Consider the following 18,962-nt stretch of genomic DNA (forward strand, 5'->3'; position numbering starts at 1 on the left):
GCCCCGCCGGTCCGCCGCGCACGAGGCCGCCGCCCGTACGGACGCGCCGCGCGCCGCCGCCCCGCCGGTGCCCGCCGCCGAGACCGGCCAGAGCGCCCTCGCGCTGCCCCGCGACATCGCCGACTTCACCGCTCGCGAGGACGCTCTCGCCCTGCTCGCCCGGCTGGCCGAGGACGAGCGGCCGGCCCACCCGCGCGTGGTGCTGGTCAGCGGCCAGCCCGGCCTCGGCAAGACCTCCTTCGCCCTGCACGCCGCCCACGTCCTGGCCCCGCGCTTCCCGGACGGCCAGCTCTCGCTGGACCTCGGCGGCATGTCCTCGCAGCCGCTGCCCGCCCGGGACGCGCTCGGCCAGGTGCTGCGCGCCCTGGGCGTGGCCGATGCCGCGGTGCCCGCCGGGACGGAGGAGCGGGCCGGCCTCTACCGGGCGCTGGTGCGCGAGCGTCGGCTCGTCCTGGTGCTGGACAACGCCGCCGACGAGGGTCAGGTGCGTCCGCTGCTGCCCGGCTCCGGCCCGGCCGTGACCATCGTGACCAGCCGCAACGTGCTGCCCGGCCTGGAGTCGGTGCATCGGCTGAGCCTGGACGTGCTCTCCCCGGCGGAGGCGGCCGGGCTGCTGGCCCGGATCGCCGGCCGCGAGCGGATCGAGGCCGCGCCCGACGCCACCGCCGAGCTGGCCAGGCTCTGCGGCTACCTGCCGCTCGCGCTGCGGATCGCCGGTCAGCGCCTGGTCGCCCGCCCGCAGCAGCCGGTCGCCCACCTGGTGCGCCAGCTCACCGCCGAGGAGAACCGGCTGGACCTGCTGGAGACCGGCGACCTGGCCGTCCGCCCGGCCTTCGAGCTGTCCTACCGGCGACTGCCCGCCGAGTCCCAACTGGTCCTGCGCCGCTGCGCGCTGACCGCCGGGCAGGACTTCACCGCGGAGATCGCCGCGGCCTACGCGGGCCTGTCGGCGGCCCGCACCGAGCTGGTGCTGGAGCAGCTCGTCGACGCCGGGCTGATGCAGGCGGCCACCCCGGACCGCTACCGCCTGCACGACCTGGTGCGGCTCTACGCGGGCGAGCGGCTGACCGCCGACGAGACGGGCCAGGAGCTGGCCGAGGCCCGTACCCGGGCCGGCCGCTGGATCCTCGGCCGGGCGGCCGAGTACGGGCTGCGGTTCGACCCGGACCACGCCACGGACGCGGCCGGCACCGGCGGCTCCGCGCCCCCGCATCTCACCGAGGCGGCCGCCTGGCTGGAGTACGAGCACCCCGAGTGGCTGGCCGCCCTGCACCAGGCGCAACTGGCCGGCCGCTACCGGGAGGTGGTGGACACCGCCGAGGCGATGCACTGGTTCTCCGACCGGTTGCTGAGCTGGGGCATCTGGGCCGAGGTGTTCCAGCTCTCGGCGGACGCCGCCCGCGCGACCGGGGACCAGCGGGTGGAGGCGGTGCACGTCAACTACCTGGCCTGGACGTACATCACCTGTCTGCACCGCTACCAGCGCGGCATCGAACTGGCCACCGAGGGGCTGGAGCTGGCCCTCGCGGTGGGCGACCGGGAGCAGCAGGGCTGGGCGCTCACCTACCTCGCCTCGGGCCTGCGCCACCTCCAGCGGCACCGGGAGGCGACCGACGCCTTCCAGCGGGCGGCGGACGCCTTCGCCGAGCTCGCCAGCCGCTCGGCGATGATCGGCCGGCTGGTCACCCTGCGGGGCGCCGCCAACTGCCTGCGGGAGTCCGGCCGGGCGGAGGAGGCGGTGGATTCGCGCCGGCGGGCCCTGGCCGGGGCGCTGGAGCTGGTGGAGCGCTGGTCCTCGCCGCTGATGCATCTCCTGGCGGCCATGACCGCGCACGAACTCGGCCTGGACCGCGCGGCGTTGAGGCGCTGGCCGGCCGCCGAGAAGGCCTACCGGCAGGCCCTGGTGCACTTCGAGGCGGTGGGCCGCCCGGACAGCATGACCAAGACGCTGACCGAACTGGGCACCGCGCTGATCGAGCAGGGCCGCGCCGAGGAGGCCCGCGAGCTGCTGACCGAGGCGCTCACCGACCTGAGCGCGGAGGGCCCCCGCGCGGCGGGTGCCCGGCACTGACCGGTTCTCCCGAGGAGCGCTGCCCGTGGCGCCCGCACCCGGAAACGCCCCTGCCCGCCTCCGGTCTCACCGGAAGCGGGCGGGCGCGCGGGCCGCAGCGGCCGGTGGGACCGGTCAGATCCGGGTGTCCTCCACCACCGGCAGCGAGTCGACCGGGGCCGAGGCCGGTGCGGAGGCGGGTGCGAAGGCCGTCCGCGGGGCGACGGTGGGCTGCTTGCCGCAGAAGGCCGGCTCCAGGGTGTTCATCAGACCCTGGGTCACCGAGCCGTTGTTGGAGGCGTTGGCGAAGACCACCACGCTGCGCCGCCCGTCCGGGGTGGTGAAGGACTGGCTGTTGAAGCCCTGCACGATGCCGCCGTGCCCGTACACGTCCCCGCAGGAGAGCGAGATGCGGCGCAGGCCCAGGCCGTAGGAGATCTTCGCGGTGGGCGTGGGCAGGGCGGCGGTCATCTGCTGGAGCGAGGCGGTCGAGACGAGCCCGCCGTTGTCGCCGGCCGTCAGCGCGGTGAGGAAGCGGTCGAGGTCCTCGGCGGTGGAGATGACGGCCCCGGCGGCCCAGACCCAGGAACCGTTCTGCTCGGTGGAGTTCAGCAGCGGCTTGGTGCGGTCGTCGTTGGTGAGGTAGCCGGTGACGTGGGCGCCGCGGATCGCCTGGTCGGGCACCACGAAGGAGGTCTTGCGCAGGCCGAGCGGCTGGATGATCCGCTCGTTCAGCACCTCCGGGAAGGGCTGGCCGGTGAGGTGCTCGACCGCCAGGCCCATCAGCACGAAGTCGGTGTTGGAGTAGGAGTAGCGGGTGCCGGGGGTGTACTGCAGGCCGTGCTTGACCGACATCGCGACCAGCTCGCGCGGGTCGTAGACCGTGCTGCGGATGCGGGCCTCGAAGGCGCTGGTGGTCTCCTCGCCGGCCTGCTCCAGCAGGTCGTTGGTGTGGTCGAAGATCCCGGCCCGGTGCTCCAGCACCTGGCGGCCCGTCATGGTCCAGCCCTCCGGGAGGGTGCCCGCGGGCAGGTACTCGCGCAGCGGCCGGTCGAGGTCGATCCGGCCCTCCTGCGCCAGCTGCATCACGAGAACGGAGGTGAACATCTTGCTGTTGCTGCCGACCCGGAACCTCCACGAGGAGTTCATCGGGGTCCCGTCCAGGTCGGCCAGGCCGACGTTCACCGAGCGGGTCCGGTCGCCGCCGTCGTGGTCGCGGATCACCGCGAAGGCGCCCGGGGCGCCGGCCGAGACGGTGGCCTGGAGGGCTGCGCGCACACCGGCGAGGTCGGGGGCGGTCGCGGCGGTGGTGTCCTGGCCGGCGGCCGCGGCGGGCAGGGCACCGGTCGCCACCAGGACGGCGCCGGCGGCGGCCACCGCGAGCGGGCGCAGAAGGCTGGTCTTCGCCATGTTCCTCGGTTCTCTCGTGAGCTGACGCGGTGTCGGACCGCGTCGTTCGAAGATCACTATCACCGGCCCGGGCGGTCCGTGGCAATGTGAACCGGTTCGCCCGCATTTCGCGTTGTCGATGCGGTGGGCGGCGGCCGCACCGTTCGTTTCCCGCGCCGGGGCCAAGGTTTCACCTGCCGTCGTCTACCCGCGTCGAACTCTGCGCCCGATGCTGTTCGGGCGCTTTGCGCCCGGTCGTACCCGGGCGCCGCACCCCGGACGCCGCATACCGGCGGCAGGCACCTCCCGTCCCGAGCCCGGCTCGCCGGGCCGTCTTCCACCCGAGGAATTGTCATGACTTCGTCCACGAAGGCCCTGAGCCCCCGCTCCCGCCGCACCGCGACCGCGATCGGCTCCGCCGTCGCCCTGCTCGCCGCCTCCGCCGGGCTCTGGGCGGCCACCGCCACCACCGCCCAGGCCGCCGCGCTGCCCACGCCCGACCACATCGTCGTCGTGGTGATGGAGAACCACGCCTACACCCAGGTCATCGGCAGCAGCAGCGCCCCGTACATCAACAACACCCTGAAGGCGGGCGGGGCCAACCTCACCCAGTCCTTCGGCATCACCCACCCGAGCGAGCCGAACTACTACGCGCTGTTCTCCGGCTCCACCCAGGGCACCGTCGACGACAGCTGTGTGACGGTCGGCGGCTTCCAGGCCGCCAACCTCGCCTCCGAGGTGATCGCCGCCGGCAAGACCTGGGGCAGCTACAACGAGTCCCTGCCCAGCCAGGGCAGCACCGTGTGCAGCAGCGGCAGCTACGCCCAGAAGCACAACCCCTGGTTCGGCTTCGGCAACGTCCCGCTCGGCTCCGCCAAGACCTTCGCCCAGTTCCCGACCGACTACAGCACCCTGCCGAACGTCTCCTTCGTGGTGCCGAACCTCTGCAGCGACATGCACGACTGCTCGGTCGGCACCGGCGACACCTGGATCAAGAACAACCTGGGCGCGTACGCCACCTGGGCGCAGACCCACAACAGCCTGCTGGTCGTCACCTTCGACGAGGACAACAAGCTGTCCGGCAACCGGATCCCGACCGTGATCTACGGCGCCCACGTGACGCCCGGCAGCAGCAGCGCCACCACCTACAACCACTACAACGTGCTGCGCACCCTGGAGGACCTGGCCGGTGCCTCCGGCCACGCGGGCAACGCGGCCTCCGCCGCGGACATCACCGGCATCTGGAACTGAACGGCGGCGGTCAGGCCCTGATCCCGGCCGGGTCCTGTTCCGGGGTCCGGTCCCGTCCCGGGGCCTGCTCCCGGGTCTGGTCCGGCTCCTGATCCGGGGTCCGAGCCCGATCGTGAGCCCGGGTCCGGGCCGGTGGCCGTTCGGCCGCCGGCCCGGGCGCGGGCGCGGTTCCGGCGGTCCGCCGGGCACCGTACCGCCGGACGCCGGGCACCGCCGCCGTGCCCGCGCAGACCGCCGTCACCAGCCCCGCCACCGCCAGCAGCGGCACCCGGTCGCCCCAGGCGTCGGCGGCCAACGGCGCCAGGACGTACCCGAGCGGGGCTCCGGCCAGCGACAGCAGCCAGTCGTACGAGGTGACCCGGGCCAGCACCCCGGGCGGGAACTCCTGCTGGACCACCGTCTGCCAGACCGGGTTGAGGAAGCCCAGCCCGGCCATCGCCACCGCCTGTGCGGCCACCGCGAGCGGCGCCGGGGCCGGGAGGGCGAGCGCGAGCAGCGGCAGCCCGTACAGCGCGAGAGCGAGGTTCCCGGCCAGCACCGGGCGGCGGGGCCGCAGTCGTCCGGCGATCAGCGAGCCGACCAGCAGACCCACCGCGCCCGCCTGGGTCAGCGCCACCCAGGCGCCGTCCCCGCCGAGGCGGGTGGCGGCGATCAGCGGGCCGAGGGTGAGCAGCACGGAGCTCGCGCCGTTCCACACCCCGTGGGCGATCAGGCTGGTCCAGTACCAGTCCCGGGAGCGCACCTCGCTCCAGCCCTCGGCGAGGTCCCGGCGCAGCGAGCGCGGTTCGCCGGGCACGTGGTCGATGCGGAGCCGGGTCAGCAGCGCGGCGCTCAGTGCGAAGGAGGCGCCGTCCAGCACGAACGCCCAGCCGGGCCCGGCGGTGTACACCAGCAGTCCGGCGAGGGCCGGGCCGCCGAGCCGGGCGGCGGCGGTCGCGGAGCCGAGCAGGGCGTTGGCGCGCAGTCGCAGCTCGCCCCGGACGGTGGCGGCGACCAGTGGGGAGGCGGTGGGCATGGCGAAGGCGGAGGCGGTGCCGCCGACCGCCGAGGCGAGCGCGACGTGCGCCAGGTCCGGGTCCCCGCCGAGCAGTTCGAGTCCGACCAGCAGTTGGGCGGCGGCCCGGACCAGGTCGGTGGTGAGGGCGACGAGACGCGGGTCGAAGCGGTCCCCGACCACGCCGCCGACCGGCAGCAGGAGCAGTCTCGGCACCATCGCGCAGCCCAGGACGAGGCCGAGTGCGGCGGCCGAGCCGGTGGCGCGGGTGACGGCGATGGCCAGGGCGGCCGGGACGACGGCGTCGCCGAGGGTGGAGAGGGTCCGTCCGACGAAGAGCAGGCGGAAGCCGCTCAGGTTCAAGGGGTGTCGTGTCACGTGCCGCACTGTATTTCGCTGCCGAAATTTCGGCAACGAATATTTTTGCGCCGTTGTTTCTGCTGCGGTTTGTAGACTCCTCCCATGGCCGAGCACCCTCCCGAGCAGCCCACTGCGCCCCGCGACCGGACGGGCAGCCGTGACCGGACGGGGGCCCGGGACTGGACGGACGGCCACCTCGACCGCTGGCAGCCGGTGCTGCCCGGTCTCGACCCGGACATCGAGGCCTCCGTCACCCGGATGTCGCGACTCACCCGCCACCTCGGCCGGGTCCGCGAACAGGGCGTCGCCGACTACGGCCTGCACAAGCACGAGTTCGACACCCTGCACGTGCTCGCCGGGCGCGGCGGCCACGCCGCCCCCTCCGACCTCCGGGCCGACCTCAACCTCGCCCCCGCCTCGGTCACCGGCCGGCTGGAGACCCTGGAACGGCGCGGCTTCGTCCTGCGCACGCCGTCCACCGAGGACCGCCGGAAGGTCGACATCGTGCTGACCGAGGCCGGCCGCGCCGCCTGGCAGGAGGCCCTGGACGTGGTGGGCCGGGAGGAGCGGCGGCTGCTGGGAGTGCTCTCCGAGGAGGAACGGCGCACGCTGGCGGACCTGCTGCGGAAGGTGATGCTCGCTCAGGAGGGCGAGCGGTAGGCCCCGGGCAGGCGGCCGGGGTCGACCCGCGGCGTCCGTCCCTGGTATCGATAGGGGCGTGCGATTCGAACTTGTGCCGGTGCCGGACGGTGTGGGGGCGCGGCCCAGGGACGGGCGGGGCTACCCGGTGCCGGCGATCACGCCGTGGCAGGGCGACGTCCCGCAGTTCGCGCTGACCGACTACGGGCGCAGCGCCGACTGCGCGCTGGAGCGGCGGTGCTCGGTGTGCGGGCGGTTCATGGACCGCGGACCGGTGTGGCGGGTGGTCGGCGCCGCCGAGAGCGCGGCGATCGCCGGGGCGCTCGCGGCCGGGCAGCCGTACCGCAACCTCGCGCCCACCATGGAGGGCCCCGGCCACCGGTCCTGCATGCTCTACGCCGCCATGGTCTGCCCGTACCTGGCGCGCCCCAACGCCCGACGGCGGGCGGGCGCCGGGGACACGGCGGACGAGCTGACCTCGGCCGCCGTCCGGGGCGCGGCGCGCGGCGGCACGGGCGCGGTGGTCGGGTTCGGCGACTACGAGTACGCCGTCACCGGGACCCGGGTGCTGTTCCGCTTCCTCGACGTGGTCGAGTTCCTGCCGCACGAGTCGGCCGACGAGCACCTGGCCGAGCTGCGCGCCGAGTTGGCGAAGCCTCGGTAGCGCTCGTGGCCCGTGCGGCCCCGGTGGCCCGGCCGGCGGAGCTGCCGGCCGGGCGGGTTCGGGGCCGAGGGGGTCAGACCGCCCGGGTCTGCGCCCAGTCGTAGAGGCGGCGGGCGCCGTCACCGAGGCGGGTGGCGTACGAGGTGCCGGCCGGGCCGCCCGCGAGTTCCTCGGAGGTGGTGGTGACGCCGACGAGGGTGCCGGTCCCGGTGGCGGGGTCGAACCCGGTGAAGTGGGGGCCGCCGCTGGCCCCGTGCGACATGTCGCAGGGCTCGCCCCACAGCAGCGGGGCCTTGGGCCCGGGTCGGCTCGGTCCGGCGCAGTGGATCAGGCGCGAACCGGTGTACTTGCCGTCGGGGTTGTTCAGCCGGTCCTTCGGATATCCGAAGGCGTGGACGAACTCGCCCTCGACGGGCGGGGTGAACGCGATCCGCTGGCTGCCGGTCACGTCCGCGACCCGCCGCCCCTCGGCCGAACGGTTCGCCACCAGGACCGCGGCGTCGTGGCCGGCCACGGCGACCTCGTCCGACCCGGTCCCGCTCGGTGCGGAGTCCCAGCGGGAGGAGGTGGCCATGGTCCTGATGCTGAAGCCGCCGAGCGGCTTGGTCCCGTTGCGGTACCCGGGCACGAAGTAGAGGTTGTGGTTCCAGGTGTCGGCGGCGGCGGGCGCCCCGACCCCCCGCAGGCAGTGGGCCGACGTGACGACGGTGCTGCGGTTCGCGCCGGCGACGACCGTCGCGGTGCAACTGCCGTCGTAGCCGTCGGAGAAGGTGAAGAAGAGCCGGCCGACGCTGCGGGTCACCGCTCCGCCGTGGGTCCACACGGCCCCGGGGTCAAGGGTGTCCGCGGGCAGCGGCCGCGGGTCGTCGGGGGTGTTGTCGTCCTCGGGCACGGGCGTGATCTCGGGGACCATGGCACCCGCCAGCTTCATCCGGGCGGGGGTCCAGTAGGCGTCGACCAGGTCGCGCTCCTGCGCGGTGGTGGCGCCGGCGTGCGTCGTGACGGTCTCCCGCTCCGCGGCGAGGGCGGCGTTCGGCAGCAGCACCGCCGCCGTGGTCGCACTCAGCAGGAGGGCGCCCACGGCGGCGAGCCTGCGGGGCAGTGCGCGGTCGGTGGTCGGTGTTCCGGTCGGTGTTGCGGGTGTCTTCGGCATGTCCGGCACGCTAGGCGCGGGACGTCAGACTTTTGTGTGGAACGGGTCTCGGCCGTCCGTCGAGAGGATCAGGTTCCGGTAACGGCGTCTCGGTCCTGTACCGGTGGCCTCCGCTCTGCCTGAGCCGGCATCAGGGGCGGTAGGAGGGCAGGCCCTTGACGGTGGAGACCTGGGTCGGCGCGGCCGAGCCGTCGGCGGGCAGGGTGCTGATGCCGTCCGGGGTGCGGACCGCGATGGTCCTGCCGTCGGGGGACCAGGCGGGCTGGGTGTAGTCGGTGGTGGCGGAGGGGGTGAGGTCCTTCTCGGCCTTCTGGTCGATCCGGGTGGAGCGGGTGAACAGGTGGTCGTGCCCGTTCACCGAGCGGACGAAGACGAGGTGCTCGCCGTCCGGGGCGAGGGCCGGCTGCGAGCCCTTGCCCAGGTCCCGGGTCGCCGGGCGGATGTAGTCGTCGTACAGGTACACCTCGTTGGCCGGGGTGTTGGCGTAGACGATCTCGCCCCGGTGGCCGCCCGCGTTGGCCCAGGTGTTGCCGGTCTGCGGCGGCTGCGGCACCGGATCGCCGCCGCCCTCGGAGATGTGTGGGGTGAGCACCTCGGGGGTGGCGCCGGGGGACTTGGTGGGGACCTTCTCCAGCCGCAGCGTGCCGCCCTTGTCGGAGGTGAAGACGATCGCGGCGAACCGATCCAGCGCCTCGCCGCCGGCGGTGACGCTCGGGTCCGCGGTGGCGTGCTGCCAGGTGGGGTGGGACCAGGTCTCGCCGCCGGGGTTCTTGGCGAGGACGACCTTGCCGGTGCCGTCCGGGTTGGCGGTCATCAGGTCGCCGTTGCCGTTGACGAAGGCGGCCTTCTTTCCGTCGGGGGACCAGGCCAGGTCGCGGACGACGGTGCCGAAGTCGACGGTGGTGCCGTTCAGTGCGACGGTCGCCGTGCCGGTGGAGATGGTCAGGTGGTTGGCGGCCGAGGTGCCGTTGACCTCCTTGCCGCCGCCGGGCGCGGCGCTGCCGGAGGGGGCGGAGGAGCCGGGCGCGGCCGTTCCCGGCGACGCCGTCCCGGGGGCGGTACCGGCCGGGGCGGCGCCGCCGGTCGGAGCGGCGGTGGGGGCGGAGTCGCCGTTCTCGGGGCCGCAGGCGGAGACCAGGACGGCGCCGACGCTGACCATCAGCGCGATGGCCGCGGTGGTGCCGAACCGGTTTCGCACGGAACTGTTGCGTACGGACATCTTCCCGCTCCCCCTTGTGTGCTGTTCGCCTTCGACCAGGAGCCTCGCAGTGCGAGGTCAGCGGCGGATGCGTGCCGTGTCACAGCCGTGGAACAGCGGGGGAGCGCCGTGGCCCCGTGGCGGGGGCGGTTCAGAGGCCGAGTTCGGTGAGGCCCGGGTGGTCGTCCGGGCGGCGGCCGATCGGCCAGTGGAACAGGCGCTCCTCGGCGGTGATCGGCAGGTCGTTGATGGAGGCGTGCCGACGGGCCATCAGGCCGTCGCGGTCGAACTCCCAGTTCTCGTTGCCGTAGGAGCGGTACCAGCGGCCGTCGCCGTCGTGCCACTCGTACGCGAAGCGGACCGCGATGCGGTCGCCGTCGTACGCCCAGAGTTCCTTGATCAGGCGGTAGTCGAGCTCGCGCTGCCACTTGCGGGTGAGGAAGTCGGCGATCCGTTCGCGGCCGGCGAGGAACTCGGAGCGGTTGCGCCAGCGGCTGTCCGGGGTGTAGGCGAGGGCGACCCGCCGGGGGTCGCGGGTGTTCCAGGCGTCCTCGGCGGCCCGGACCTTCCGGCGGGCGGTCTCCTCGGTGAACGGGGGCAGGGGCGGGCGCTGCTCGGTGCCGGTCTCGGGCATGGATGCTCCTAGGAATGGGCGTTCCGCTGGTGAGAACGATCGTTCTCACTCTGGTGGATACGATAGGAGAACCATCGTTCTCACGCAAAGGGCACGGCAGATGGAGCAGGAAGACCCGCGGACCCGAATCCTCGACGCGGCCGAGGAGCTGTTCTACGGGCAGGGCATCCAGGCGGTCGGCATGGACGCCGTCCGGGCCGCCTCCGGCATGACCATGCGCCGCGTCTACCAGCACTTCCCGTCCAAGGGCGAGCTCGTCGAGGCCTACCTGCTGCGCCGCGACGGCCGTTGGCGGGCGAGCCTCGCCGAGTACGTCTCGCGCACCGGCGGCGACCCGCGGGAGCAACTGCTCGCGGTCTACGACTGGCTCGGCCGGTGGTTCGCCGAACCCGGTTTCCGGGGCTGCGCCTTCGTCAACTCGCTCGGCGAACTGGGCGCCGTCAGCCCCGCGGTGGTGGCCGCCGCCCGGCACCACAAGGCGGAGTTCGGGAGCTACCTCGCGGGCCTGGCCCAGGCCGCCGGAGCGCCGTCCGCCACGGCCGCCCACCTGACCCTGCTGGCCGAGGGGGCGATCACCAGCGCGGCCGTCCACGGCGATCCGACGGCCGCCGACGACGCGAGGGAGGCCGCCCGGCTGCTGCTGGCCGCGACGCCGGGGCGGTAGCCGGGGGAGGGGGCGACGGCCGGGGCCGGGGGGCGAGCGCACCCCGTCGCCCGTGGCGACGGCCCCGTGCGGGGCCGTCGTTGCCCCTCGGCAGCGGGTGGTGCCGGGCGGCAGCGGGTGGTGCCGATGGTGTCGGCGGTGCCGGCGGTGCGGAGGGGACGCCACGCGGGGCGACCGTTCCCGGCCGAACCGCACCGGGCGAGTGCTTTTCGCCCGAACGCGCGTTTATCGCCCATTGATCGCCACCGCCTAGCCTCGGGCGCATGGACGAGAGAACGGCCGAGCGGCCGGGGGCGTCGCCCGAGGGGCGGATGACGGAGCAGGACACCGAGCGGTTCCGGCGGTTGCTGGCACGGCTGGAGGACTCGCTGGTGGTGGACCGGAAGGCGGCGGGGCGCGATGCCTGAGTGCGCCGAGCCGCCCGAGTGCGCCGGGCCGGCTCCGGTGGCGGTGCTGCCGGTGGCCGTGCTGCCGCTCTGGCGGCGCGGGGAGGCCGGTCAGGAGCGGAACGCGGACCGGCCCGGGGTGCTGCGGGGGCACCCCGGGCCGGTGGTGGGCGGCCGGGAGCGGGAGGGCGGCGCCGACCGGAGGGACTGACCGGTCAGTTGCAGCCGCAGTCGCACGAGCAGCAGTCGCACCCGTCGCAGCAGTCCCCGTCGCAGCACTGGCAGCAGTCGCCGCAGCCGCTGCAGTCACCGCACTCGCAGTCGTTCCGCACGCAGAAGCCCTCGCGGCGCTCGCGGCTGAACGGGTCCTCGTGGTCGCAGCAGAGCAGCTGGCAGGTGCAGGCCATCAGCGCCCACATCGCGCACCCGGCGAGCAGGTTGCGGGGGTTCGGCGGCTTCTGGCCGGGCGGGGTGAACCCCGGGCCCTGCGGCACCCTCGGCGGGATCGGCGCCTGGCCGGGCGGCGTCTGCTGCGGCGGCGCCTGGTGCGGGTGCTCGCCGGTGGCGGTGCCCGCCGCGTCCGGGCGGCGGCAGGCCGCCCCGTGCCGGGCAGGTCCGAAGACCCGCTCCACCGCCCGCTCGGTCTCGTGCGCGAGCAGTACGTGCACGAGGGTGCGGTCGGCGAGTTCGACCTCGCGCAGCGCGAGCCGGATGCCGTGGACGGCGTCGCGGCAGAGCCGTTCGGCCTCGGCGCGGTCGGTGCCGGTGGCGGTCAGCGGGTTCCAGGCGCCCGAGGCCGCGTCGGCGGCCTGGTCCTCGGCGGCGTCGAGGAGGTGGGCGAGCCGGCCGAACAGCCGTCCGGCCTCGGCGAGCGGGGCGGCGTTGCCGGGGCGCCCGGCGATCACGGCGGTGTGCGCGAAGGCGGCCGAGGTGGCGGTCTCGGTGGGCTCGGTGACCAGCAGGACGGACCCGCCGGGCCGCAGCGAGCGCTCCAACCCGCCCTGCCGGGAGGCCGCGTCGAGCAGCACCGCGGTGTCGAAGCCGACCGTGGAGGCGCTGCCCGCGCTCTGCCGGTCCCAGCGCCGGGTGACGGCACGGGCTCCGGCCGCGACCGGGCGGCGGGCGAAGACGCCGTCGCGGTCCTCGACGTGGTCGCGGATCTTGACCGAGGCGAGTGCCAGCGAGACGGCGGCGGCGAGCCGGGCGCCCTCACCCTTGGCGACGGAGGCGGTCCGCATGCCGCGCAGCGGGCAGGGCCCGGCGGTGCGGCGCCAGGAGGAGTCCTCCCGGGCGGCCTGGGCCTCGACCAGCACGGAGATGATCAGACCGTCGTAGTTGGTCGCCGTTCGCGCCAGCTGCCCGTGGTCGTCCCGCAGCGCGAGGCAGAGCCCGCACAGGTGGGCCATCCAGGAAGTCTGCAGGCGCTCCGACAATCGGTGCCTGCACGGTCTGATGATGCCGAACACGCTGGTCCCCCTTGCTTCACGGGCCGCCGACCGGCCACGATCCGCCGCACATCATATGATCGGCGCCCTGTTCGGGCCGAGGCCCCGTCAAGCCCCGGAGACCGGGCGGAGGTGGCGGACGCGCCTCCCCAGGGGTGCGCCACCCGCCACCCGCCACTCGCTGCCCGCCCCGCCCCCTGCCCGCCGTCCCGGCTGCGCCGGCCGGCCGGAGTCGTGGGTCCGGAGCCGGTGAGATGATCTCAGATCCGGGATAGCATCGCGAATATGGGAATCGACACGGCCGCCGACGAGCGGCTGGCGCAACGGCTCGCCGAGCTGAGGCTGGAACGCGGATGGACGCTGGAGGAGTTGGCGCGGCTGGCGGACGTCAGCCGCTCGACGCTGTCCCGGGTGGAACGGGCGGAGGTCAGTCCGACGGCCGCACTGCTCGGTCGGCTGTGCGCCGTGTACGGGCGGACCATGTCGCGGCTGCTCGCCGAGGTGGAGTCCGGCCCGGCCCGGCTGGTGCGGGCCGGGGAGCAGCAGGTCTGGCGGGACGGGACGACCGGGTTCGTCCGCCGGTCGGTCTCGCCGCCGCACGGCTCGCTGCGGGCGGAGATCATCGAGGGCCGGCTGCCGGCCGGCGCGGACATCGCCTACGACCGTGCCTGTACGCCCGGCCGGGAGCACCACCTGTGGCTGTTCGAGGGGAATCTGGAGCTGACCGTGGACGGGGAGCCGCAGCCGCTCGGCCCCGGCGACTGCCTGCGCTACGTCGGCGTCACCAGCCGCTTCCGCAGCCTCGGCCCGGGCGAGGCCCGGTACGCGCTGGTGGTGGTCGAGCCGTGAGCGCCGCCGCCGACCCGATAGCCGGGGAGCCCGGGAAGCCCGAGGACAGCAGGAAGCCCGGAGGATCCGGAAAGCCCAAGGAGCGCTTCGACGCCGCCGGGCGCCGGATCCTGCTGGTCTGCGTCGCGGGCGGCTTCACCACGCTGCTCGACCAGTCCGTCCTCAACACCTCCATCCCCGCCCTGCGCGAGACCCTGCACGCCGGGCCCGCCGACCTCCAGTGGATCGTCGCCGGCTACTCGCTGGCCTTCGGCCTCGCGCTGATCCCCGGCGGGCGGCTGGGCGACGTCAAGGGCCGCAAGTGGTTCTTCGTCACCGGCCTCGCCCTGTTCACCCTGGTCAGCCTGGTCTCCGCGACCGCCACCGAGCCCGGGGTGCTGATCGCCGCCCGGCTGCTCCAGGGCGCGGGCGCCGGCCTGGTCAACTCCCAGATGATCGGCACCCTCCAGGACGTCTTCGACGGCCAGCTGCGGGCCCGCGCCCTCGGCATGTACGCCGTCACCGGCGGCCTCGCCTTCGCGCTCGGCCCGCCGATCGGCGGCGCCGTGCTGGCCCTGGCCGGCCCCGAGAACGGCTGGCGGCTGACCTTCCTGCTCAACGTCCCCTTCGGACTGGCCACCGTCGCCCTGGCGGCCCGCCACCTGCCGAAGCCCCGCCCCAGCGCGCGCGACGCCAACCTCGACCTCCTCGGCCTGCTGCTGGTCGGGGCGCTCACCCTCGCCCTGATGCTGCCCTTCGTCCGGCCGCCCGGCTGGACCGGCTGGCTCGCCTTCGCGGCCACCGCCCTGCTGCTGCTCGGCGCGCTCGCCTGGTGGCAGCGCCGCTACGCCCGGGCCGGCGGCCGGCCGCTGATCCACCCGGCCCTCACCCGCTCCGCGCCGTACGCGCTCGGGACGGCCACCGCGATGGCCCAGTTCGGCTCCTCGCTCGCGGCCTCGCTGGTCCTGACCATGTTCCTGCAGGACGGCCTCGGCCTGTCCCCGATGGGCGCCGCGCTGGTCGCGCTGCCCTCCGCCGTGGCCATGGGCACGGCCTCCGCGCTCGCCTGGCGGGTCGTCCAGCGCTACGGCCGGCGCGCCGTCACCGCCGGGATGGTCGGCTCGGCGCTCGCCATGCTGCTCAGCGGGCTGCTCGCGCACTGGGCGCCCGCCGCCGTCCTGCCCTGGCTGCTGGCGCTGCTGCAACTGCTCGGCGGCGCCTCGGTCGGACTGATGGGCTCCACCAACCAGGCGTTCGTGCTGCGCCACGCGCCCGCCGAGGCGGCCGGGGTGAGCGGGGCGATCCTGCAGATGGCGCAGCGGATCGCGGCGGCCGTCGCGATCTCGGCGCTGTCCGGGGTCTACCTGCGGGAGACCGCCGGCGGCGGCGGGCACCGCTCGGCCTTCCTGACGGCGAGCACGGTGTGCGCCGCGGTGGCCGGACTCGCCGTGCTGGCCTCGGTGTTCGCCGGCCGCGCCGCGGCCCGAGAGCAGCGGGAGGGCGAGCCGGTCGCGATCCGCCGAGGGCGAACGCCGGTCCGCTAGCCCGTGGTCCGTGCGTACCGTGGCGGGCATGACCGACGCCGTACGGAACCGGACCGTGGACCTGCCCGGGGTGACGCTCGCCTACCGGGAGAGCGGACGGCCCGGCGGCCCTCCCCTCGTCCTGCTGCACGCCCTCGGCGAACGCGCCGCCGACTGGGCACCCGTCCTGCCCGGGCTCGCCCCCGGCCACCACGTGTACGCGCTCGACCTGCGCGGCCACGGCGGCAGCTCCCGCACCGCCGCCTATTCGCTGGAGGCGATGCGGGACGACGTGCTGGCCTTCCTCGACGCCCTCGGACTCGCCCGCGTCGACCTGGTCGGCCACTCGATGGGCGGCGCCGTCGCCTACCTGCTCGCCCAGGCCGCGCCGGAGCGGATCGACCGGCTGGTCCTGGAGGACATCCCCGCGCTGTACCCGCGCCCGGCGAGCGCGCTGCCCGAGGATCCCGACCCGGACGCGCACTTCGACTGGGCGATGGTCCGGGCCGTCAGGGCCCAGCTGGACGACCCCGACCCGGCCTGGCGGGCGGGGCTGGCGAGGATCACGGCCCGCACCCTGGCGGTGGCCGGCGGCCCGGCCAGCCACATCCCGCAGGAGCGGATCGCGGAACTCGCCCGGCTGATCCCGGACTGCCGCCTGGTCACCGTCGAGGCCGGGCACCTGGTGCACGGTGCCCGGCCCGCCGAGTTCGTCGCCGCGGTGGCGCCGTTCCTGGCCCGCTGAGCCGCAGGGCCGGTGTGCCGCGGGCCCGCTGAGCCGCGGCCGGGCGGGTCAGACGCCGTGCTCGACGGGCAGCCGCCCGTTGCGCACCGCCGTCAGCAGGTCGGCGTGGTCGGCCTCGGTGCGGTCCGCGTAAGCCACCGCGAACGCGGCGACCGCCTCGTCCAGCGTCTCGCCCTTGCCGCAGTACCCGGCCAGCAGGCCCGGGTCGGCGGTGTGGGAGTGCGCCCGGGCCAGCAGGGCGCCGGTGATCCGGGCGTAGTCGTCCAGCTGGGACGGCTGCAGGGCGGCCGGGTCGACGCTGCCCTTGCGGTTGCGGAACTGCCGCACCTGGTAGGGGAGTCCGTCGACCGTGGTCCAGCCCAGCAGGGTGTCGCTGACCACCTGCATGTGCTTCTGCCCGAGCACCACCCGGCGGCCCTCGTGCCCGTCCGGCACGGACCGCGGCCCGGCCGGCAGGTACGGCAGCAGCGCGGAGGGACGCGCCTCCTTCACCTGCAGCACCAGCGGCTGGTCCCGGTGGTCGGTGAGCAGCACCACGTACGAGCGGGTGCCCACGCTGCCGGTGCCCACCACCCGGAACGCCACGTCCTGCACCCGGTAGCGGGACAGGAGGGTGCGCACCTCGGCCGGCACCGTCTCGACGTACGGGCCGAGCGCGTGCGCGACGGCGCGGGCGGTCGCGTCGGTCACCTCGGTGAGCACCGGGGGAGCTGCCGTGAAGCGCCAACCGCCGTCCGCGGTACGGGCGGTGCTGCGGGAGGCGAACCGCGCGCTGGTGTTGCCGAGCGCCTTCGCGCCGACCTTGCGCAGCACCTCGGCGAGGTCGTGCGCCTCGGCGAAGGAGACCAGCTGCTCGTCCGCGATGGCGTTCCAGGCGTCCAGCCCGGGGAGTTTGGCGAGCGTGCGCACCGTCCGGCGGTAGGAGCCGGCCGCGTGCTGGGCGGCCTCGCGCGCGGTGCTCTCGCTCGCCCCGGCCTCGCGGGCGGCCAGCACCAGGCTGGCGGCCAGCCGCTTGAGGTCCCACTCCCAGGGGCCGGGGACGGTCTCGTCGAAGTCGTTGATGTCCAGCACGATCTGGCCGCGGGCGTCGCCGTACAGACCGAAGTTGGCGGCGTGCGCGTCCCCGCACAGCTGCGCGTCGACCCCGGTCACCGGGGTGCCCGCGAGGTCGGCGGCCATCAGCCCGGCCGACCCGCGCAGGAACGCGAACGGGCTCGCGGCCATCCGGCCGACCCGGATCGGTACCAGCCGGGCTATTCGGCCCGTGTTGGAGGTCTCCAGCGCGGACACGGCGGTCGGCCGGTCGGGCGCGGGCGCGAACTCCGCGTGCCGCTCCCGGGGCACCCTCGCCCGCAGCTCCTTGCCGCGCTCCCGCGCCCTCCCGTCCTGCGCCGGGGCGAACCCGGCCACCGCGAACCCGCGCCGGGTCCGCTCGTCCTGCCCCGCCGCCGGCCCCGACCGATCCTCGGCCGCCTCGGCCCCACCCACGTGCGCCACTTGTCCCGCCCGTCCCTTCCGGTCCTCATCCCGCCCGCGACCTGCGCGGACGTTCGTCGGGGGAGTGACGTGCGGCGTCGCGCGGTGGTTCCGGGGGAAGGGGGTCCGGTTGTGGGGCGCAGGTGGCGGGGGTCGCGGTCGGGCGCTGGGCGGAGCGTGTGGGCTCCGGGGGCAGCGGGAGGCGGGAGGCGGGCGGCCGGGGCGGAGTGCGTGCGGCGCGGGGTAGCGTGGGGCGGGTGAACGATCTTGGGGGGAAGGGCCTTCGGGTGCGCCTGGCGGCAGGGGCCGCCGCCGCGCTGACCGTGGCGGCCGGGCTGGGGGTGCGGGCGGCGCTGGGCGGGGACCTCGCCAAGGACGCCGGGGACGCGCTCTACACCGTCCTGCTGTACGCCCTGCTCGTGCTGGCCGCGCCGGGGCTGCGCCCCGGCCGGGCCGCCGTCCTGGCCGCCGCGCTGAGCTGGGCCGTGGAGCTGTTCCAGCTCACCGGCCTGCCGGACGCCTGGGGGCGGCACAGCGTCCTGGCCCGGCTGGTCCTGGGCTCGACCTTCAACCCGCCGGACCTGTTCTGGTACCTGGTCGGCGCGGGCTGTGCCGGAGCGCTCCACCGGCTGCTGCGGACCTCCCGAGTCGCAGCGGCCGGCGGAGCCGTTCGGTGCAGCCGTCCGGCGGAGTGAGCCGGCGGAGTGAGCCGACGGACCGTCAGAGCGGAAGCAGTTCCGGCCGCTTGGGCTCGACGTGGTCGCCCGAGGACTCGCCGCGCAGGCGCCGGCCGACCCAGGGCAGCAGGTGCTCGCGGGCCCACTGGATGTTCTCCCGCCGCTGGTCGGCGGCGGTGAGCACGCGGGCGTCCGGCCACGGGGCCTCCGGGTCCTGCGCGGTGCGCAGGCCCAGCGAGCGGGCGGCCAGCAGGGCGACCCGCTGGTGGCCCTCGGGGGACAGGTGCAGGCGGTCCTCGCTCCACGCGCGGCGGTCCTGCACCGCGCGCAGCGACCACAGGTCGGCCACCTGGCAGCCGTTGCGGTCGGCGACGGCGCGCACGTGTCCGTTGTAGGTGGCGATCTTGCCGCGCAGGTGCTTCAGCAGCGGCACGTCCTTGGTGTCGAAGCCGGTGCAGACCAGCACCGTCCCGGCGTTCTCGGTGAGCTGGACGACGGCGGCCTCGAAGCGTCCGGCCACCTCGTCCGGGTCGCTGCCCGGCCGGAGGATGTCGTTGCCGCCCGCGCAGAAGGTGACCAGGTCGGGCTGGAGGCGGCGGACCTGCGGCACCTGCTCGGCGGTGATCTGGTCCAGCAGCCGGCCGCGCACGGCGAGGTTGGCGTAGCGGAAGTCGCCCGGCGGGCGTCCGTCGGCGAGGATTCCGGCGAGCCGGTCGGCCCAGCCGGCGAACCTGCCGTCGATGCCGGGGTCGTTCAGACCCTCGGTGAAGCTGTCCCCGAGGGCGGCGTACGAATCGAGGTCAAGGGTCTCCTGGAGATTCGGCATGAAAGAGATAGTTCACCCAATCAAGTGACCTACGCCACCGTAGGTGACCCCGGCGGCACG

Annotated in this window: 19 protein-coding genes; 11 read left to right on the plus strand and 8 right to left on the minus strand. The window is 75.1% G+C overall.

From position 1 onward, the window contains the following. Window positions 1-2,071 (plus strand): ATP-binding protein (locus ACFWJ4_RS30195; protein WP_380549391.1); only part of this gene is annotated, 2,071 nt, incomplete at its 5' end. A gap of 114 nt (window positions 2,072-2,185) precedes the next feature. Here ACFWJ4_RS30195 and ACFWJ4_RS30200 read toward each other — a convergent pair. Continuing rightward, a complete protein-coding gene (locus ACFWJ4_RS30200) occupies window positions 2,186-3,460 on the minus strand; it encodes a serine hydrolase domain-containing protein (protein ID WP_380549394.1) in 1,275 nt (424 codons plus the stop codon). 333 nt (window positions 3,461-3,793) lie between these two features. Here ACFWJ4_RS30200 and ACFWJ4_RS30205 point away from each other — a divergent pair, with 333 nt between their 5' ends. Continuing rightward, window positions 3,794-4,690, plus strand: coding sequence for an alkaline phosphatase family protein (locus ACFWJ4_RS30205; RefSeq protein WP_380549397.1), 897 nt, complete (start codon window positions 3,794-3,796; stop codon window positions 4,688-4,690). A 10-nt stretch (window positions 4,691-4,700) separates the two neighbouring features. Here ACFWJ4_RS30205 and ACFWJ4_RS30210 read toward each other — a convergent pair whose 3' ends face one another. Further along, the gene (locus ACFWJ4_RS30210) at window positions 4,701-6,062 is read right to left on the minus strand and encodes an MFS transporter (protein ID WP_380549400.1); all 1,362 of its coding nucleotides are present in this window, start codon (window positions 6,060-6,062) and stop codon (window positions 4,701-4,703) included. An 84-nt stretch (window positions 6,063-6,146) separates the two neighbouring features. Here ACFWJ4_RS30210 and ACFWJ4_RS30215 point away from each other — a divergent pair, with 84 nt between their 5' ends. Both ACFWJ4_RS30215 and ACFWJ4_RS30220 read left to right on the plus strand, forming a co-directional pair. Beyond that, complete coding sequence (locus tag ACFWJ4_RS30215; protein WP_359899397.1) at window positions 6,147-6,704, plus strand: MarR family transcriptional regulator; 558 nt, start codon at window positions 6,147-6,149, stop codon at window positions 6,702-6,704. 58 nt (window positions 6,705-6,762) lie between these two features. Next, window positions 6,763-7,347: a hypothetical protein gene (locus tag ACFWJ4_RS30220; protein ID WP_380549403.1), complete on the plus strand. Its 585-nt coding sequence runs from the start codon at window positions 6,763-6,765 to the stop codon at window positions 7,345-7,347. A gap of 73 nt (window positions 7,348-7,420) precedes the next feature. Here the strand turns inward: ACFWJ4_RS30220 and ACFWJ4_RS30225 are convergent, their stop codons facing one another. From ACFWJ4_RS30225 to ACFWJ4_RS30235, 3 genes are all read right to left on the minus strand, one after another. Beyond that, on the minus strand, window positions 7,421-8,500 hold the full coding sequence (locus ACFWJ4_RS30225) for a trypsin-like serine peptidase (RefSeq protein WP_380549406.1): 1,080 nt from the start codon (window positions 8,498-8,500) through the stop codon (window positions 7,421-7,423). A 130-nt stretch (window positions 8,501-8,630) separates the two neighbouring features. Further along, the gene (locus tag ACFWJ4_RS30230; protein WP_380549409.1) at window positions 8,631-9,698 is read right to left on the minus strand and encodes a hypothetical protein; all 1,068 of its coding nucleotides are present in this window, start codon (window positions 9,696-9,698) and stop codon (window positions 8,631-8,633) included. A 151-nt stretch (window positions 9,699-9,849) separates the two neighbouring features. Then, on the minus strand, window positions 9,850-10,332 hold the full coding sequence (locus tag ACFWJ4_RS30235) for a DUF1348 family protein (RefSeq protein ID WP_380549412.1): 483 nt from the start codon (window positions 10,330-10,332) through the stop codon (window positions 9,850-9,852). 100 nt (window positions 10,333-10,432) lie between these two features. On the opposite strand from ACFWJ4_RS30235, the gene ACFWJ4_RS30240 reads away from it, so the two are divergent. The 3 genes from ACFWJ4_RS30240 to ACFWJ4_RS30250 all read left to right on the plus strand — a co-directional run bounded on the left by ACFWJ4_RS30240 (window position 10,433) and on the right by ACFWJ4_RS30250 (window position 11,593). Further along, window positions 10,433-10,996: a TetR/AcrR family transcriptional regulator gene (locus ACFWJ4_RS30240; RefSeq protein ID WP_380549415.1), complete on the plus strand. Its 564-nt coding sequence runs from the start codon at window positions 10,433-10,435 to the stop codon at window positions 10,994-10,996. Between the two features lie 263 nt (window positions 10,997-11,259). Further along, window positions 11,260-11,403 carry a hypothetical protein gene (locus ACFWJ4_RS30245; protein ID WP_380549418.1) on the plus strand — a complete coding sequence of 48 codons (144 nt, stop codon included), beginning with the start codon at window positions 11,260-11,262 and terminating at the stop codon, window positions 11,401-11,403. Beyond that, window positions 11,396-11,593 (plus strand): hypothetical protein, encoded by a 198-nt coding sequence (locus tag ACFWJ4_RS30250; protein ID WP_380549421.1) that lies wholly within the window; start codon window positions 11,396-11,398, stop codon window positions 11,591-11,593. Before ACFWJ4_RS30245 ends, ACFWJ4_RS30250 begins: the two co-directional genes overlap by 8 nt. A 4-nt stretch (window positions 11,594-11,597) precedes the next feature. On the opposite strand, the gene ACFWJ4_RS30255 is transcribed toward ACFWJ4_RS30250, so the two are convergent. Continuing rightward, window positions 11,598-12,848, minus strand: a complete 1,251-nt coding sequence (locus ACFWJ4_RS30255) for a DUF5685 family protein (protein WP_380549424.1) — start codon at window positions 12,846-12,848, stop codon at window positions 11,598-11,600. A gap of 264 nt (window positions 12,849-13,112) precedes the next feature. Here ACFWJ4_RS30255 and ACFWJ4_RS30260 point away from each other — a divergent pair, with 264 nt between their 5' ends. Genes ACFWJ4_RS30260 through ACFWJ4_RS30270 form a run of 3 tightly spaced genes read left to right on the plus strand, consistent with a single transcriptional unit; the run spans window position 13,113 to window position 15,923 of the window. Next, complete coding sequence (locus ACFWJ4_RS30260) at window positions 13,113-13,676, plus strand: XRE family transcriptional regulator (protein ID WP_359899380.1); 564 nt, start codon at window positions 13,113-13,115, stop codon at window positions 13,674-13,676. Beyond that, on the plus strand, window positions 13,673-15,199 hold the full coding sequence (locus ACFWJ4_RS30265; RefSeq protein WP_380549427.1) for an MFS transporter: 1,527 nt from the start codon (window positions 13,673-13,675) through the stop codon (window positions 15,197-15,199). Before ACFWJ4_RS30260 ends, ACFWJ4_RS30265 begins: the two co-directional genes overlap by 4 nt. 28 nt (window positions 15,200-15,227) lie before the next feature. Beyond that, window positions 15,228-15,923, plus strand: a complete 696-nt coding sequence (locus ACFWJ4_RS30270; protein ID WP_380549430.1) for an alpha/beta fold hydrolase — start codon at window positions 15,228-15,230, stop codon at window positions 15,921-15,923. 48 nt (window positions 15,924-15,971) lie between these two features. Here the strand turns inward: ACFWJ4_RS30270 and ACFWJ4_RS30275 are convergent, their stop codons facing one another. Then, complete coding sequence (locus ACFWJ4_RS30275) at window positions 15,972-17,420, minus strand: DUF2252 domain-containing protein (RefSeq protein WP_380549433.1); 1,449 nt, start codon at window positions 17,418-17,420, stop codon at window positions 15,972-15,974. 236 nt (window positions 17,421-17,656) lie between these two features. On the opposite strand from ACFWJ4_RS30275, the gene ACFWJ4_RS30280 reads away from it, so the two are divergent. Then, window positions 17,657-18,094: a DUF2809 domain-containing protein gene (locus ACFWJ4_RS30280; RefSeq protein WP_380549436.1), complete on the plus strand. Its 438-nt coding sequence runs from the start codon at window positions 17,657-17,659 to the stop codon at window positions 18,092-18,094. 25 nt (window positions 18,095-18,119) lie between these two features. Here ACFWJ4_RS30280 and ACFWJ4_RS30285 read toward each other — a convergent pair whose 3' ends face one another. Further along, entirely contained in the window at window positions 18,120-18,902 is a 783-nt protein-coding gene (locus tag ACFWJ4_RS30285) for an SGNH/GDSL hydrolase family protein (RefSeq protein WP_380549438.1), read from the minus strand. Between the last annotated feature and the right edge of the window lie 60 nt (window positions 18,903-18,962).

Source organism: Kitasatospora sp. NPDC127067, from assembly GCF_042724755.1.
Classification (GTDB): domain Bacteria; phylum Actinomycetota; class Actinomycetes; order Streptomycetales; family Streptomycetaceae; genus Kitasatospora; species Kitasatospora lactacystinica.

Coding starts and splice junctions, on each gene's coding strand:
- ACFWJ4_RS30200 (WP_380549394.1), bottom strand. CDS start 3,460: ATGGCGAAGACCAGCCTTCTGCGCCCGCTCGCGGTGGCCGCCGCCGGC.
- ACFWJ4_RS30205 (WP_380549397.1), top strand. CDS start 3,794: ATGACTTCGTCCACGAAGGCCCTGAGCCCCCGCTCCCGCCGCACCGCG.
- ACFWJ4_RS30215 (WP_359899397.1), top strand. CDS start 6,147: ATGGCCGAGCACCCTCCCGAGCAGCCCACTGCGCCCCGCGACCGGACG.
- ACFWJ4_RS30225 (WP_380549406.1), bottom strand. CDS start 8,500: ATGCCGAAGACACCCGCAACACCGACCGGAACACCGACCACCGACCGC.
- ACFWJ4_RS30235 (WP_380549412.1), bottom strand. CDS start 10,332: ATGCCCGAGACCGGCACCGAGCAGCGCCCGCCCCTGCCCCCGTTCACC.
- ACFWJ4_RS30240 (WP_380549415.1), top strand. CDS start 10,433: ATGGAGCAGGAAGACCCGCGGACCCGAATCCTCGACGCGGCCGAGGAG.
- ACFWJ4_RS30245 (WP_380549418.1), top strand. CDS start 11,260: ATGGACGAGAGAACGGCCGAGCGGCCGGGGGCGTCGCCCGAGGGGCGG.
- ACFWJ4_RS30250 (WP_380549421.1), top strand. CDS start 11,396: ATGCCTGAGTGCGCCGAGCCGCCCGAGTGCGCCGGGCCGGCTCCGGTG.
- ACFWJ4_RS30260 (WP_359899380.1), top strand. CDS start 13,113: ATGGGAATCGACACGGCCGCCGACGAGCGGCTGGCGCAACGGCTCGCC.
- ACFWJ4_RS30270 (WP_380549430.1), top strand. CDS start 15,228: ATGACCGACGCCGTACGGAACCGGACCGTGGACCTGCCCGGGGTGACG.
- ACFWJ4_RS30285 (WP_380549438.1), bottom strand. CDS start 18,902: ATGCCGAATCTCCAGGAGACCCTTGACCTCGATTCGTACGCCGCCCTC.